This window comes from Pseudoalteromonas sp. KJ63-1, assembly GCF_055808145.1.
In genome coordinates this window covers 502,785-519,901 of record NZ_JBVVRL010000002.1, presented here as the reverse complement: position 1 = coordinate 519,901, position 17,117 = coordinate 502,785, and the positions used below count along the sequence as shown (strand labels likewise).

Annotated in this window: 11 protein-coding genes; 3 read left to right on the top strand and 8 right to left on the bottom strand. The window is 41.6% G+C overall.

Annotated features, from left to right (window positions below):
* Position 1: 1 nt before the first annotated feature.
* The gene (locus tag AC0L7Q_RS18735; RefSeq protein WP_409425705.1) at positions 2-952 is read left to right on the top strand and encodes a carbohydrate kinase family protein; all 951 of its coding nucleotides are present in this window, start codon (positions 2-4) and stop codon (positions 950-952) included.
* A gap of 41 nt (positions 953-993) precedes the next feature.
* Here AC0L7Q_RS18735 and AC0L7Q_RS18730 read toward each other — a convergent pair whose 3' ends face one another.
* The 3 genes from AC0L7Q_RS18730 to AC0L7Q_RS18720 all read right to left on the bottom strand — a co-directional run bounded on the left by AC0L7Q_RS18730 (position 994) and on the right by AC0L7Q_RS18720 (position 2,833).
* Positions 994-1,389 (bottom strand): SpoIIAA family protein, encoded by a 396-nt coding sequence (locus tag AC0L7Q_RS18730; RefSeq protein WP_409425704.1) that lies wholly within the window; start codon positions 1,387-1,389, stop codon positions 994-996.
* A gap of 105 nt (positions 1,390-1,494) precedes the next feature.
* Positions 1,495-2,190 (bottom strand): cupin domain-containing protein, encoded by a 696-nt coding sequence (locus AC0L7Q_RS18725; RefSeq protein WP_409425703.1) that lies wholly within the window; start codon positions 2,188-2,190, stop codon positions 1,495-1,497.
* A 16-nt stretch (positions 2,191-2,206) separates the two neighbouring features.
* Complete coding sequence (locus AC0L7Q_RS18720; protein WP_413402977.1) at positions 2,207-2,833, bottom strand: glutathione S-transferase family protein; 627 nt, start codon at positions 2,831-2,833, stop codon at positions 2,207-2,209.
* 440 nt (positions 2,834-3,273) lie between these two features.
* Here AC0L7Q_RS18720 and AC0L7Q_RS18715 point away from each other — a divergent pair, with 440 nt between their 5' ends.
* The gene (locus AC0L7Q_RS18715; protein WP_409425701.1) at positions 3,274-3,792 is read left to right on the top strand and encodes a TetR/AcrR family transcriptional regulator; all 519 of its coding nucleotides are present in this window, start codon (positions 3,274-3,276) and stop codon (positions 3,790-3,792) included.
* Between the two features lie 62 nt (positions 3,793-3,854).
* Here the strand turns inward: AC0L7Q_RS18715 and AC0L7Q_RS18710 are convergent, their stop codons facing one another.
* A complete protein-coding gene (locus AC0L7Q_RS18710) occupies positions 3,855-5,318 on the bottom strand; it encodes a carbon starvation CstA family protein (protein ID WP_413402975.1) in 1,464 nt (487 codons plus the stop codon).
* A gap of 348 nt (positions 5,319-5,666) precedes the next feature.
* On the opposite strand from AC0L7Q_RS18710, the gene AC0L7Q_RS18705 reads away from it, so the two are divergent.
* Positions 5,667-6,149: a putative 4-hydroxy-4-methyl-2-oxoglutarate aldolase gene (locus tag AC0L7Q_RS18705; protein ID WP_409425699.1), complete on the top strand. Its 483-nt coding sequence runs from the start codon at positions 5,667-5,669 to the stop codon at positions 6,147-6,149.
* Between the two features lie 91 nt (positions 6,150-6,240).
* Here AC0L7Q_RS18705 and AC0L7Q_RS18700 read toward each other — a convergent pair whose 3' ends face one another.
* The 4 genes from AC0L7Q_RS18700 to AC0L7Q_RS18685 all read right to left on the bottom strand — a co-directional run bounded on the left by AC0L7Q_RS18700 (position 6,241) and on the right by AC0L7Q_RS18685 (position 16,553).
* Positions 6,241-8,874 carry a glycosyl hydrolase family 18 protein gene (locus AC0L7Q_RS18700; protein ID WP_409425698.1) on the bottom strand — a complete coding sequence of 878 codons (2,634 nt, stop codon included), beginning with the start codon at positions 8,872-8,874 and terminating at the stop codon, positions 6,241-6,243.
* A 65-nt stretch (positions 8,875-8,939) separates the two neighbouring features.
* On the bottom strand, positions 8,940-10,544 hold the full coding sequence (locus AC0L7Q_RS18695) for a lytic polysaccharide monooxygenase (RefSeq protein ID WP_409425697.1): 1,605 nt from the start codon (positions 10,542-10,544) through the stop codon (positions 8,940-8,942).
* Positions 10,545-10,610: 66 nt separating this feature from the next.
* A complete protein-coding gene (locus AC0L7Q_RS18690) occupies positions 10,611-13,784 on the bottom strand; it encodes a glycosyl hydrolase family 18 protein (protein ID WP_409425696.1) in 3,174 nt (1,057 codons plus the stop codon).
* Between the two features lie 264 nt (positions 13,785-14,048).
* Positions 14,049-16,553 carry a S8 family serine peptidase gene (locus AC0L7Q_RS18685; protein ID WP_413402972.1) on the bottom strand — a complete coding sequence of 835 codons (2,505 nt, stop codon included), beginning with the start codon at positions 16,551-16,553 and terminating at the stop codon, positions 14,049-14,051.
* Between the last annotated feature and the right edge of the window lie 564 nt (positions 16,554-17,117).

Genomic DNA, 17,117 nt, shown 5'->3' with positions numbered 1-17,117 from the left:
TATGACCAAATTACTTAGCCTTGGTGAGCTGCTTATTGATATGCTGCCTCAAGACTCTCAAAACAGTGCTTATTTACCCATTGCAGGAGGTGCTCCAGCTAATGTGGCAGTAGGTTACGCAAAACTCGGCGGCAAGGCTGCGTTTTGTGGCGGTATGGGAGATGACTATTTTGCTAAACAATTAACTAATGCGCTTGAGCAATATAACGTAGGTACTGAGTATTTATTTACCATAGAAGGCGCGCAAACGGCTATGGTTATTGTCAGCTTAGATGAAAGCGGCGAACGCAGCTTTAACTTTTATCGTCATCAAACAGCCGATTTACTGTTAACGAGTGAGCATTTAAATCGTATTAATTGGGATGAATTGAGTACCCTACACTTTTGTTCAAACACCCTTACTAATTCGGCAATTGCACAAACCACTGAGTACGCTTTAAAGCTGGCTAAAAACAACCAAAAAATAGTTAGCTTTGATGTAAATTTACGCTACAGTTTATGGCAAAATAGCAATGACATTGAGCAAAACGTGCATGCATGCTACGCCTATTGCGATATTGTTAAGCTCTCACGTGATGAGTTAAACTTTTTAGCAACGCAACGCCAACAATCAGCTGATATCTACTTAAAATCCCTGCTTGATTTAGGCGTCACGCTGGTATTTTTAACCGATGGTCCAGCACCAGCGACTGTTTACCATAGCGCTTTTACACTCAGTGAAGCAGCCCCAACAATTACCGCTGTAGATACCACCAGCGCCGGTGATGCTTTTATTGCTGGCGTACTGTATTACCTAAACCACAGCGATAGTGTAATGCCACTTGCCGATAAGTTAAATGATGAGTCAATAGTAAAACAAGCGCTTCACTTTGGTCTTCGCTGTGGCTCAAAAGCATGTTTAGCTAAAGGCGCTTTTCCTGCGCTACCCACGCAGCAAACACTGTCAAAATAAACTAAGGTACTTACAAAAAAGGCCACTGTTGGCCTTTTTTATTAAGCCTCTAAATTATTGGTTTTTAACCACTCTAGAGCGGTAGTGGCATTTTCAAAGTATTGTATTTCACCCGACATAAACCAACTACCTAACTTAGCTATGGTTGATTGCCACTCTTTATTACCGTAAATCGCTATTTTTTTAAATTCTTTGTTGTGTTTCAAGCCAAGTTTTAAATCGTCCCAAGCAGCACGAAGCTCCCAACCATCTAACTCAGTGCCATCTATCAATACATTAACAATAGGATGCTTAACTTCGCCTAGCGCTGAATCGATCATTGGGGTGATCACTTCATAATCTTTGTGAGTTAAGGTACCAATTGCCTTAAGTGTTAAGAAAAACTCACTGCCTGAGCGCTCAATACCAATCGATAAACCATGCGTTAAATTAACCATAACTCAACCCTTGAATGAAAAGAGCTTTGATTATAGGCAACAGTTAAAAATCATCACATGAAGCAGATCAAAAAACAGCCAGTTAATGCTGATTTATCCTTTGGGCTAATTATGCCTCTCTAATCGATTAACTTGGTTTTCTACATCATTTAAATAGCCGGTCTTTATCCATACTCTTGCGCCATTGTTACCCGCTGTGGCGTTAATTTCACTATTAACAGGCACTCTAAGCCAACTGTGTTTTTCAAGTGTGTCGTTATGCTCTTGTAAAGTGCCATCCAAAACCAACAACTCAGCGCCACCACTTACCGTGAGCGCTAAAGATTGATTGGCATTAAACTGCACAATACTCACTGTTTCATATGCATCTTGATATAACAAAATGGCATTTAGGTCATTAAATTCGGGATTTTTCTGCCCTTGCATATGCTGTGTGTGAATACGAACGTGCTGGCGATCTTCTGGCTGAAACTGCCATAGTTTTACAAATATAATGCAACCATCTTTCGAGCCTGGGGTATGTTTTGATTGCGGAGGATTACGAATATAGGCACCTTCTGGGAAATCACCATGCTCATCTTGAAATACCCCATCGAGCACTAAAAACTCCTCGCCCCCAGTATGAGTATGTGAGCTAAAGTGGCTGTTTGGCGCATAGCGTACAATACTAGTGGCACGAGCAACTTCGTCGCCCACTCTGTCAAGTGGACGTCTATCAACACCTGGCATGGGCGAAGCTATCCATTCAAGTGACTCACTATGCACCACCACACGTTGACTAAAGTCGGCAGCAATTTTCATATTTGACTCCAAATTATTAATTTATAGCAGCAATGCTTGGGCGCTGAGCGACCTTTTTTTGCCATGCAATTAAGTGCGTGAGTTCTGTAGGAATAGCAATTTGTGCAAAGCCTGCAAACACGAGTCCTGCGTATAAGGTAATATCTGCAACACTAAATTGTTCACCTGCCACATAAGTTGAGTTTGCTAATACGCTATTAAAATAAAGCAAGCCTTGCTGTGCTTTTTCAGCTTGCTTTTCACCCCATGAAACATTTTGATAGGTTTCAAGTTCAGGTCCTAATCCATCAGTAGCATGATGAAAATAAGTGGCAATTGCATCAAGTACCATCGACTCAGCACGTTTTTGCATCATATTAATTACTGCGCGTTCTTTTGCCTCAACACCAGTTAATGAAGGGCCTGCAAAAGCGGTATCAATGTATTGTGTAATCGCAGTACACTCGGCAATAAAAGTACCATCATCAAGCTCTAGTACAGGTACACCTGCCAGCGGATTCTTTGCTAAGAAAGCCTCACTGCGGTGCTCCCCATTTAATAAATCAACAGCAACAAACTCTACTTTATCAGTCGCATTTTTTTCAGCAAGTGCAATACGAACCCGTAATGGGTTAGGGAAATTTTCTACGTCATATATTTTCATAATTATCTCTTATATTTTTAACAACAACCTAGGGTCTGTTGACCTTTGCGGATTATAATTTGTTCAAACTAGGGGCGGTTTAATCGCGGCGCGAGATTTGTAACCTAGTGGGCTAAGTAAAAACCGAGCAACAAAGAGTAAATCGCCCTTAGGCAGAACCCTTCGGGCAGCGCCTGTTTGGTATTGATGCTGCGTTATCGCCTATTTATGGGGAACAACCACACCACATAGGCGCTGCCTTGCCTAAATGCCAAACAGACTGCTGCAAATTTAACCTTGAAAGGTCAACAGACCCTAAGTTAATATTGGCAAACACAACCTACCTACTGATAGGTAATTTATAGCAAGCGCTAAATGTTTGCAAACTAAAAATAAAAGAGCTTGAAAATAACTATCTACTGGTTGATAATTTTTTCATTTAACAGCAAGGGAATATCAAAATGAGTAAAAAAGCAGCCCTGCTTCAAGCCGCAGAAAATAAAGTGCGACTGGGTGGATATAGCAACTTTAGCTTTAGAGAACTTGCTAGTGAAATTGGTATAAAAAGTGCCAGTGTACATTATCACTTTCCAACCAAAGCTGATTTAGGGGCTGAACTTGCGCATCAATACACTGATGCCTTTATATCGGTGCTGGGTGATCCGGATGTACATAAAGCAAACGGTAAAAATCCTATCGATATTTACACTCAGTTGTTTAGAAATGCACTCGTGATAGACAAAAAAATGTGTTTATGTGGCTTACTCGGTGCAGAAAGCGACAGCCTCCCCGATAAAGTTCGCGTTGAAGTTCAGCGGTTTTTTAATAAAAACTTAGACTGGTTAACTCAAGCACACGCTACGAATGGGGAAGAAAACCCTGCTCGCGCGGCAATACAAACAGTGAGCTTATTAGAGGGTGCAATGATTATTAGTAAAACCTTAGATGATATTAGCTACTTCGAACAAGCCACTTTTTAAATGCTTATATAAAAAAGCGAGCTTCAATAAAGCTCGCTTTTTACATTAATAACTATGTAGTTTTAAGCTGGATGCACTTTATGTTTTGAATGCACAAAAGCTAATGCAATAAAGCCTATTATCGCCACCACTACACCAATAGGCTTACCTAAGTCACTTGATAAGTTTAACCCAATTGCCGCTGTCATAATGTAAGATAAGGTCACTGCGGTTGCGATCACGGCGGGTATACTAGTGATCCAATGGAATGTACCACGGTCAAATAGGTACTTGGTCGCAAGCCACAACACACTGGTAGAAAGCAGCATATTTGAAAAGGCAAAATAGCGCCAAATAACAGAGAAGTCGAGCTTAGTCATAAAGTAAGCAATGGTTAAAATTGGCAGTGCTAACAACAAACGATTACGTAAACTTTGCGGAATACTAAACGCATCAACCACCGTTAAGCGCAGTGAACGGAACGCCGTATCACCTGAAGTAATAGGGAAAACAGCAACAGCAATAATAGCCATAATACCGCCAAATACACCTAAGTAGCTATTTGCAATATGGTTAACCACTAAGCCTGGCCCGCCTAAATCAAGCATTGATTTTAAACCCGCGTACCCTTCTGGGAAGGCAGCAATACCAGCAAGTGCCCAAACACAACCCACAATACCTTCACACATCATCGCGCCGTAATAAACTGGGCGTACATATTTTTCGTTAGTTAAACAACGGGCAATAATAGGTGCTTGCGTAGAGTGGAAACCACTAATAGCACCACAGGTAATGGTGATAAATAGCAACGGCCAAGTGGGCAGTCCGTCAGGATTTGGTGCTAAAAAGTCGTGAGCATGATCGGCCTCAAAGTATGCTAAAAAGTCGCCAGCCACAGGTAAATGCGGTGCATTAATTAACAGTGATACCGCAATAGCTACTGTCATTACAATCATTAACAAGCCAAAAATAGGGTAAAACTTAGTGATGATTTTATCGATTGGTAATAACGTGGCTAAAAAGTAATAAGCTAAAATAGCCAGAACCCAAAATGTATTGCTAGCAAAAATGGTGCCTTCAAATGCATCTAAGTTACTCAATAACCCCGCAGGGCTCATAATAAATACTACGCCAACAAAAAATAACAACATAGCGGTAAATATAAGCATAAAGCCTTTAAAAACAACGTTGTAATAATGGCCTGCAATTTCAGGTAAACTTTTACCGTCTTCTTTAATGCTCATAACGCCAGAAAAGAAGTCATGTACTGCTCCGCCTAAAACGTTACCCAGTACAATCCAAACCAGCGCTACGGGGCCATATAATGCACCCAAAATAGGACCAAATATGGGGCCTACTCCTGCAATATTCAAAAACTGAATTAGAAATGCACGAACAGGGTGAATAGCAACGTAGTCAACACCTTCGCTAAAGCGCTTTTGCGGAGTGTCTACGGTTGAATCTAAACCCGCTTGTTTTGCAACAAACGGGCTATAAAACTTATAGCCTAATATTAAAATAGTCAGGCAAATAAAAAAGATGATCATAAAGCACGCTTCTCTTTTTGTATGTGTTTATAGGACGCTATTTTGCGCCCCACTTTTTAAATAACAATTGAACGTAGCATATGAAAAAGTAGCCAACAATGAGACGTTTGGCTAATGCGTCCACAAAATCAATTTTATTCGAAAAAATAAAACTAATTAACAGTATTCGTTACTCATAAAAACAAAGGGAAAGCGCTAAAAGTACTTATATTGCGACAAAAATCTATACGCCAATTTGCAACAATAGCTACACCTGAGTGATTAATTAGCCTACGATAAACATTATTACTACTTTAAATTTACTGCCTTTGCCGTACATGGCTTTGCCAAAAAACAAGGATGCCCTCAATGACACCGTTTACTACGCCCGATTTATACGATGAACATCGCGACCATGTGCAAGTTGCTGACAGTGGCTTGCAACACTTTGGTAATAAAACTCACTTTTATGGTCAAGTAGTGACCGTCACCTGCCCTGACGACAACTCGTTTGCTGGTAACATACTGCATGAAAACGGTGAGGGAAAAGTATTGATTGTTGATGGTTTTGCCAGTAAACGTTTTGCCTTTATTGGCGATATGATTGCAGAGCGCGCACTAAAAAATGACTGGCAGGGCATAATTATTAATGGTTGCTGTCGCGATATTGAAATTCTTGCCACACTTGATTTACCTGTGATGGCGCTAGGCGCAACTCCACGCTGCACCACTAAGCGCGGTTTAGGTGCTAAAGATCACCCGGTTAATATGTTAAACACCACAATTAATACTGGTGATTGGGTATATGCTGATGTAAACGGTTTAATAATTAGCGCTAAAGCGTTATTTTAATTCCTCGTAATAGTCGTTAACAAAAAAAGCAGCTCGAAAGCTGCTTTTTTAATTTACATGGTTTTTTTAAACCCAAATTCTCAGGTTAAAATTAAAGTACTAACCATACATCGGTTGAGCCAGGTTCGTTCCCTTGAGTCCACCATTTAGCTTGGTACTTATTACCTTGATAAGAAACTTCATCACCACTGTTATAAATAGCCGTTGGCTGCCAAACTGCGACACCCGTACCATCTGTAGGTTGTGTTGTTGCTTCCCATACACCACCTAAATCAGGACGCTCGCCTTGAGTCCACCACTTTGCTTTATATTCAACGCCGTTATAAGTAACAACATCACCACCAACGTATGCAACACTCGCATCCCAGCTTCCTGTAGGTGGATTTGTAGTATCAACGTTTGTAACTGTTACGCTAAAGCTTTGCGTTGTGGTTAATGCACCATCACTAACTGCAACAGACACGGTAAAATCTGTATCGGTATCTACAGCGCCTGCCTCAAGACTTATATTTGAACCGCTACCCACTAACGTTAAACCAGCAGGTACTGTCCACGAATACGTAAGGGTGTCGTTTTGAGCATCATCAGCCACTACAGCTACACTTGCTGATGCACCCTCTTCAATGCTGATATTAGCGATAGCATCAACGCTCGGTGCTGTGTTTTCACCCCCTGATGTTGGCGCAATAACATTAACAACAACATCACGATTAACGGTTGCTTTACCATCTGATACCGCAACGGTTGCCATATACTGCGTATCTGCAGTCACTGTTGGCGCTGTAATGACTAATGATGCGCTATTTTGTCCAGCAGCTACCACCAGTGCGCTATCAGCATTCCAGCTAAAGCTAAGTAGATCGTTATCTGCATCAGTTGCAGAAGCTGTTACTGTAATACTCTCGCCTGAATTAACAGATACAGATGCAGATACTGAAACAACTGGCTTTTTATTTGTTGGCGGAGCAACTACTCCTCCTAAACCATCATGCATAGCATTAAGAATATCACCATTATCCGCATCTATTTCCCATGCAAATAAACCACCTAAATTATACTGATTAACATACGCTCCCTTAGCCAATACTGACTTACGGCTATCATAAGTAATTAGTTTACCGGTTGAACGATTCCATACATAAGCGGCTTGTGCTTGCTCATCATAACCCACTTCAAAACCATTAATACCTGTGCCCGCAGCACCAATCATATTGGCTTTAACGCCCTTGTAATCAATAACCCCATCTTCCCATACGCCTTGTGCCGTAGAGCCTTTTAACGGGCCATTACCAGGGGCGGTCATTGGGTTACCATCAATCGCTGCATTTTGCGGGTAAACACCTTCCCAACCACGGCCATACATGGCTGCGCCCACGACGATTTTTTTCGATGGTACATTTTGCGCAAGTAACAGCTGCACTGCATTATCGGTGGTATAAGCAGGGCCTTTACGAGGTTCACCATTATCATCAAGCCCGGTACCGTTACATTGGCCAACACTCATGTGTTCACCACAGTAAAGTGCTGTTTGGTGACCGGTTACGTTACTCCATGCGCCATAAAAGTCATAGGTCATGGCAAAAATATAATCCATGTATTGGCTTGCGGCTTGGTAGTCTACATCTTCAATTTTATCGTAACCTGCACCAATGGCTGAGGTTAACTCATAAGTACGACCCGTTTCTGCTTCAAGTTTATCAAGCATAGCGCGTAGCTCTTGCATTAAAGCAACATAGGCTGGGCCATCGTTGATTGGATCGCCGATATCAGGGTTGGGGCCGTCACCACCTGGGAATTCCCAGTCAATATCTACACCATCGTAGAATTTCCATGTTCTTAAAAACTCTTCCATTGAGGCAACAAAGGTGTCGCGGTTAGCTTTATTGGTAAAGCCACCGAATGGGTCTGATAACGTCCAACCACCTACAGATGGTAAAATTTTAATATCTGGGTAACGCTGTTTAAGCGCCATTAGCTGAGAGTAAGTACCACGGATAGGGTCTTTTGCATCAACCCCTGGCAGTGCTTTTTGTACAGCTGCCCATGGGTCGTGAATAACCACTTCGTAATCTGCAGAGCCGGCACAAGCGGTTTCAAGTGCACGTTTAGGACCACCCGATAACGATGCGTTCTCACCACAAATTGGAATAAAGCCATACAAAATATGACTCAGATTTTGTGCTGGCATATTCGTTACATCATAATCACGGCCATAAATTCCCCACTCAACAAAGTAAGCGCCTGTAACTAAACCTTGTTTGATACCAATGTCACGGTTATTTGGATCTACATCCATCGGCAATGGCGCTAAGTGGCCACCGTCAGTATCAGCAATTACAATAGGTTTGCCTGCACTACGCGCACAGGTCGTGCCACCTTCACATAGCTCAACATACATTGTATGGCGGCCCGCTTTATCATAAGGGAATGAAATAGTGCCACTTTTAGAACCAGCAGCAAGCGTGCCTTCATTCACTAGCATGTCATCAAAATATACTTTGTAGCTATCGCCACCATCACCACTCCATGCACTCCACTGAATGTTGATATTAACTTGTTCAACACGGGTAACTAGCTGCTTATAAGAGCCGTTTCCCTCAAGATCTACCTCAACAAACGAATATTGCTGTGGTTCCCAATTAATGCTTGGTGTAGACGGTGCAGCAGATGCTGTACTTGCAAATAAAGCAACACCGATGGCTGCGCTTAGTTGTTTGATATTCATAGGTCTCTCTTATCCATTATTTATGTAATTATTTAATAAGTTTGAACTGCAAAACTTAGGCTTTATTAAAGTTTGGTCCATACATTGGCTTGCCCTGGCGTATCGCCCTGAGTCCACCATTTAGCGCGATAGCGCTGTCCTTGATGCGTTACTTCTGCGCCTGCTTGGTAAGCTTTGCTGGTATTCCAAGTAGCTGCTGTGTTAGCTTTCGAGTCTGATTCCCATGCCGCTGAGGTATCTGGTTGTTGGCCTTTGTTCCACCATTTAGCGGTGTAAATAACGTTAGCAAAACGGGCTTTATCGCTGGCTTGATAGGTCTGAGTGCTTTCCCATTCAGGTACTGTTGGGTCAACCGGATCGACCACAGATACATCGTTAACCGTGACACTAAAACTGGTTTGGGTACTTAATTGACCATCCGATACAGATACTGCAATGGTGTAATCGGTGTTTGCTGACACCTCTGCAGTGGTTAAGTTGATATTGGCACCAGAGCCTGTAAAGCTTAGAGATGTAGGTACTGTCCAGCTGTAAGTTAGCTCACTTTGCTCATCATCAAAGGCATGCAGATGAATTGCTGTTGTGGTGTTTTCATCAACTACTAAGTTATCTGGGGTATGTACAATGGGGGCGGTGTTTGTTGGCGCACCTTGCACACTCAAGGCATAGGTATAATTTGCATCACTGCTGTACACTTGGTTTATGAGTACGTCGGTTGCATCAAACGTAATGTCGCCCGCTTGGTTTTGCACCCCAATTTGCACTAAATGCGCGTAATCAAGGTTAAGCTGTTCAGCCAATGCTTGTTGCCAATTTGCTTGATTGTCGGCATTGATTTTAAGCTGTTGGTTGATTACCTCTTGGCCTGTTTCGTCAAATAACCGCGCCCATACGGTGTCCCCTGCAATGACGTTTTGCCCTTGGCGAACAAAATAACCGACGCTAGTCCACGAATTTGGATCTGTCGGGCCTGCGTCATTTACTATGTTGATGTCGCTACAGTTATAAAAACCTTCACCGACCACATCATTACGTTGCCAACGACTATATAAAATGGCTTCGCCACTGCGGTCTTGCGGAATTGCAACATTCATTTCGTAGTAGCGTTTACCATCGGGGTCTTTAACGACCTCAATGTTGTCGTGCTCTTGCACTAGCTGCAGGTCTTGCCAAGTTAGTACGTCAGTTGCGCTATTGAAGCTTGGCTTGGTAATGTAAAACTGCCAAAAGCTTGGGTTGTGCGGGGTTGATGCAAGGTAACGTATTTGAATATCATCATTGGCATTGGGTACTACATCACTGCGCTGCCAATGTGGTGATGGTAAATCCATACCCCGTTTGGCTGTATCGCCACCAGCACATAAAGTGCCGTTTGGTACACTGGCCTCAACTGCGGTTTGATTTAAATAGTCAGGAGTATTAACCGAAAATTCAATCGCTTGTACAAACTGCACCGTGCCCGATTCTAAATATGCGGCTCGACACGCAAGGTTAGGAATATTTGTGCCGTCTTCAGGCCACCAGTATCCGCCATCAACTTGACAAATTGCTTGGCGCGCTTTAGGGCTATCCATATAACCATGTGCTTGCACTTGCGGTGCTAGTGTACTGAGTAGTAAACCACTAGTAATTGCAGATAGCGTAATCGTGTTAAATTTAATTGATGCCATTATTTTATCCTTTATTAGACTCAATACATGGGGCAAGCTCAGGCCTACCCCTCATTGTTTTGTAAATTACAGGCTACAACTTAAGGTCCAATCTGATGCTGCACCCGGCTCAGAGGTTGTCCACCACTTGGCTTTATAAACTGCGTTGTTATGCACCATTAGATCGCCACCAGCAGCATGACTTGGGTTGCCCGCCCAATCTGTTTGAGGGAAGTTTGGATAAACAGGAATCGTGGCTATATCAACTCCTTCACACGTACCTACAGGGTCACCGCCACCGTTATCTGGATTGCCCGTGCCATCACCCGGTGTTGCATCTGGTAGCATTGGGTATTCAGCTTTGAATGCATAAGTTTTTCCATCTTTTTCAATGGTAAAGTTGCTAGGCCCAGTGATTGGCATGTAGTACATCACTTGTGCATTCACAGTTGCACCAGCGCTAAAGTCTTTTGGTTGACCGCCCCATTCATTGTTCAGTGTGATTGAGAAACGGTGGAACTCGTTCTCAAAACCGCCAATATTATTACCCGCTGCGTTCGAGCCATTTACTTCTACTGCCATGCCCAGTTTTTCTTGTGCATTCCAGTTAGATTTAAAAATAGCGGAAGTTGATACCGGCACATCAAATGTGATTTTTGCACCACTAAAATCAAGACTTGAGTTATTAGTAAATGCAAACGTTGGGCTGATTGGGTAATTATCATCGCCAATTGGGAAGTCTTTTGCTGTAAATGTGATATCTATTGCTTCAGCAGGCACTGTAAAGTTTGGATTTCCGCCATGTACGTCGTAGGCAACACCGCTTTGATTAAACTTATCGTATGCAAGTGAAGTAAGCGTTGATCCCATGAAGTACTCGCCTTTAGCTGAATCGTAGTCAAAGTCACCTGCCAGCTCCCAGAACATAATACCGCCAAGGCCATTGTTGATAACGTAATCAACTTTTGTTGCCATTGACTCTTCATCTTCCATTGAAAGGAATACTTTTTTATCTGCGTTCCATAACCAAGGGGCTACAGCAACGCTGTCATAGTGACGAGTGTAAGTACCTGTTAAGCGGTCATCGGCGTCGGTATCAGGTGTTAAGCCATACACGCCTAAATACGAACCAACAATACCGTTTTCAAGGTTTTTAACATGCCATAAAGGGTTTGAACCTGCTGGCATTTCTTGGCCTGCATCGTTCTTATCATGCCAAAGGTTATCGATACCTAGTGCACCATTACCGCATTTGTTTTTCTCACCTACGCCAGTACCTTTAGCGCAATCAGCTTGGTTTGGTAGTGCCGCTTGGCCCCATAAACCGTTTGTTCCACCTGATACATCTTTAAAGCCACGGGTGTAATAAGGCAAACCAATATTAATACGACCTGCTGACATCGCACCACGGAAGTAACGCACGGCCCAATCAGTATTTAAATACCCAATGCCTTCAAACTCTTTGGTACCATATACATTCCACTGCGTAAGCTCTGAATCAAGACCCGTGTCAAACAACGCAGCGTTGTGACCTACGTGCGAGTTCCATGCGCCATGTAAGTCATAAGACATGATATTTACATAATCGAGGTATTGAACCGCTTGGAAGGTTTCCATTCCACGAAGTAAATAACCCGACGAAGGCGATGCAATAGTGAGTAAATAATGCTTCCCAGCGGCTTCACCTGCACGGTCTAGCTCTTCTCGTACCTTTTTCATTAACACTTGATATGAAGCATTCAACCCTGCACGGCGTGCGTTAGAGATAGGAAAGTCATCTGGATGACCTGAATCATTCATTGATGATGGGTATTCATAATCAATATCAACACCATCAAAACCATACTTTTCAATAAATTCAACAGCACTTTGTGCGAATGCATTAATGCCAGCATGATTGATTGAACCATCAGCATTAGTGGTCATAGTATAAAAACCACCGCTTTCAACACGGCCCGCCTCATCAAAATAACCGCCAGTTTCAGCCCAACCGCCTACTGATATTAATGTTTTTACATCTGGATGTTGTTTTTTGTATTTGTTTAACAGATTAAAATGGCCTTTGTAGTTAAACTCTGGGTCCATTTCAGCGCCAACTACGCCCGGCCATTCCATATTAGTAGCAGGATTATTTACTGATGCTGGGTCGCCAATTGATACTTTATTGTTGGCATCAACATGGGCAAAGGCATAGTTGATATGGGTAATTTTATCCCACGGAATATCGTTTACTAAATAGCTGGGTTGACCATTAGCGCCATTACGCCAGCTAGTAAAGTATCCAATTACACGGCGTGGATGATCTGGGCCCATGATCTCGCGACCATTTGCGTCATAAATCGTACAGTAAGGCGTGTTTACACCGGGAGTTTGATATAAACCTTGGGGACGACAGTCAGTGCCCGTAACTGGGCCGGTATTTTCATCAACAACCGTTAATACTTTTGTTACTTGCGCTGTTGCACCGTCGTTATCTGTCACCGTTAGGGTGAAAGTTGTCTGGCCGAGTGCCGTTGCTTGCCATGCAAAACTGCTCGCTGATGAGCTTGATTGGTGAATATCTACCCCATTTTCAGCAAATCTTAGCGCTGTTACTTGACCATCACTGTCAGTACCTGAAAGTGTAAACTCCACTTGTGACCCAACATTAAGTTGCTCAGGTAGTGTGCTAAATGAAATAGATGCCACAGGTGCTTGGTTTACAGGATCAACAATCACTGAATCACTTACACTTATCGTATTAACAACTTCAGCAGACATCGCTCCTTCATCGTCTGTTGCTAGAGCGCTAATTTGATGTTCGCCCGCAATTGCTTGCCAGTTAACACTAAACGGCGCAGTGTTATCAACCGCAATGGAAGTACCGTCGATAAAAAACTCCACACCTGCAACCGAGCCATCTGAATCTGTTGCTTGCGCCAAAATGACAACGTTGTCTTTATCGTTAAATAAAGAACCATTCCCAGGTGTTATCTCAGTAATTATAGGCGATTGATTATCATTGACAGCGCTGTCACACGCACCCAAAAGTAACCATTCTTTATATTGACCGGCATTCTCCAAAGGGTTTGCTTGTGTCCACCACTTGGCTTCATACGCATTATTTTGTGCCTTTACTTGGCTTCCTGCTGTATGAGTTTGCCCTAACTCCCATGTCGTCAATGTACTGCAGTCTATTGATGCATATACATTTAAACTAAATGCACTTAGTGATAAGACACTCAATTTAAGGGCATTATTTATTATTTTCCGTGAGCTCATTAGCTCCTCCGCTTAGTGTGTTAAGAAATGCTATTGTCAGTTTCCATTTATGAAACTAGCATGAACAAAGTAAATATCAAGTAAATAAAGTGCAATAAATAAACAAAATAGATATAAATTGATTAATTAATAATATGAGACTAGTTATTTATAACTACTATAAAAACGATTGAAATACCAAGTTCAATTAATAGCATTTATCAATTGGGTATAAAAAAGCCCAGTGAAACTGGGCTTGGTTTACATTAGGAATGTATATTTTGCTTAATTAAATGAAACCGTAATAATGTTCGAACATACGTTATCAGAAACACATAACTTATAGTCATACGCTGATAATGTTGCGTTACGAACGTAGTCACGGTAACGGCCATTATCTGATACGGTATCTACTAGTTCGCCATTTCGGTATAAGCTAAGTGACTCAACACCCACTTCTTCCCAGTTTAGTTCTACACGCATAGTATCAAGACGTGACTTATTAGCGCGTTTTAGAGTCAACTCAATTTCAACGTCACTCACAATCACTGTTTGTGTAAATGTATCAGAGTTGTTTTCACTATCTGTTACAGTTAATTCAACTTCATAACTACCTGGCTCAGCGTAGGCATGAATAGGATTAGCATCGGTTGAAGTTGCACCGTCACCAAAGTTCCAGCTCCACTGTGAAATGTCATCATTAACATCACGGCTTGTATCTGTAAATGTAGCAGTTAAACCTTGTGCTGAAACATTAAAGCCGGCTTCTGGTGGTTGTGGGCTTACTTCACCAATAGCACTAAATGTAAGTGACCAACCATTGATATTACCCGTATCTGCGCCTGCTGTATCTTCAACATTAAGTGTCCAATCTCCAGTCGCTACCTCAGAATTAAATACCGTTGATGTAAATGACTTCACAATGTCGTCGTCACTGCCACCTTCATTGCTTTGTAAAGTAACTTCTGTACCTTGTGCTGAAATAAGTGTAAGCACTAAGTCACCAGACCAAGTATGCGTAATGTCTACATCAGCCGTGGTACCAAAGATAGTTAAATCATCGGCCACAGTAATAACAGAGCTTGCACCTTCAGGTGAGTTATCAGGAATCTCAACGCGTTCATTACTACTGTAAGTAAAGTCGTTCAAACCAGCAGGTTGCAGCATTAAGCTTACTGTTTGCTCTTTAACTTGCTCGTCTGTTGAAGCAGTTACAGTAAAGTCATAATTACCCCACTGAGTATCGCTATTAGTTGCTACCGTTAATACAACCTCATCACCTGGACGAGCTGTAGTTGCGCTTAGTGATGCGTCAGTAAGATCAGCAGCCAAAGCAAGTGAAACGTCACCATCCCATTGTGCAACTGAACCAATTGTAAAGGTATAGGTAACCGTATCACCAACTGTTGCTTGTTGAGAAACAGGTGATACTGATAATTTAAACCCAGGAGTTGGATCAGCATCAATGACTGCTTGGTTAACATTTAGACGTGTACCTGCAACCGTTTTACCATTTAATGCCGCATTAGCATCACCACTAGACATAAGTAACTCTTTAAGCTCTAGTGATGTTAGATCTGGATTTACTGACAATACAAGTGCAGCAGCACCAGCTACATGTGGCGTTGCCATTGATGTGCCAGAATAGCTTGCATATCCGCCACCTGGAATGGTTGATAAAATAGCACTACCTGGCGCGCCCATATCAACACTGGTTAAACCCCATTGTGAAAAGCCAGACATATTGTCACGACTATCTGTACTTGCAATAGATAATACATTGTCATTTTCATAATTAGATGGGTAATGAGGATTTACATCGTTATCTACCGCATCATTACCAGCAGCAGCTACAAATAAAATATCAGCTTGTTCACTGGCAGTAATCGCATCAGCAAGTGCTTGGCTATAACCACCACCGCCCCAGCTATTGTTTAATACACGAAGATTAACACCTGAGTTTTTAAGGCCTACCATGTAGTCAATACATTTAATAGCGCCAGATGTAGAACCTGTACCATCTGCAGCTAAAAACTTACAACCTGCAATAGATACATCATGGTTTACACCAACAATACCAACACCATTGTTACCACTGGCACCAATTGTACCTGATACATGTGTACCGTGGCCTTCGTCATCCATTGGGTCGCCAGCATCGGTAATCGCGTTAATACCGTGTACGTCATCAATATAACCGTTACCGTCATTATCGATACCATCTCCAGCTATTTCACCACTATTTACCCACGCATTCGCAGCTAAATCAGGATGGCTATAATCTACACCAGTATCAATAACACCTACAACAATATCACGGCTACCAGTTGAAATTGACCAAGCCTCAGGTGCATCAATATCTGCATCAACCGTACCACCCGTTTGGCCTTCGTTATTTAAACCCCATAAATCTTCAAAGCGAGGATCGTTTGGTATGCTTGCAATACTCACACGATAATCAGGCTCAACATACTCAATGGCTTGATGAGATTTTAAGCGCTCAATGGCTTCTTTAGCACTCATTCCTGATACTTTGAATTTAGCAAGGCGACCAGAAAACAACGAAGTAAAATTATCATCAATTTCATCGTTATTAGAATCTGAGATTTTTGCTTTAACTAACGAACGGGCTTGCTTACGCATTTTCGGCGAAGCATTCTTTTTATATTTAACAATAATTGAGTCACTACTCGCAGTAACTTTTTGAGTCGTACTGTTTACATCAGGCAATTTAGCCGCAGCTAAACAAGGTAAAAGTGCAAGTGTAATAATAGATAATTTTGTTTTCATCGTTTTATCCGTAATTAAGTTAACTTAGCTGTACTAAGTGGAAAATTTACGTATAAGAATTTAAGCAATCACGTGGCAAGTGCTAAGAAAACGGTTAAACAGCGACTAACTCAAGTAAAAAAACAAAATAAGGTACAAAATCATTACTTTTAACTAGAAATACAGTGATAAAAACATAAAAAACATCCATTTTAATGAGCTAAACTCATTAATTTTAACATATCATTAACTCATTATTTTTTATTGGATTTTAGTGAGAAATAAATATAAATCCAAAATTCAATTTCAAGCCATTGAAATTAAACAGCTTTAAATACCATTAAAAAAGATGATTCAAAATAAGTTCATTGAAGAATACAGTGACTGAGCAGTTATGAAGTAGATAACAGTAAACATACTGTTTAAGCACTGAAAGCTAGATTCTACATTCATGATTAAAACCGCACCTTACGTTTAAGAATAAAAGTTAATCACATATTTAACAGCACGGCATGCTGTAACGACAAACACCTTATTAAAACTTAATAAACAACCAAGGTGTTTAATTTTGCATTTCAAGGAGAA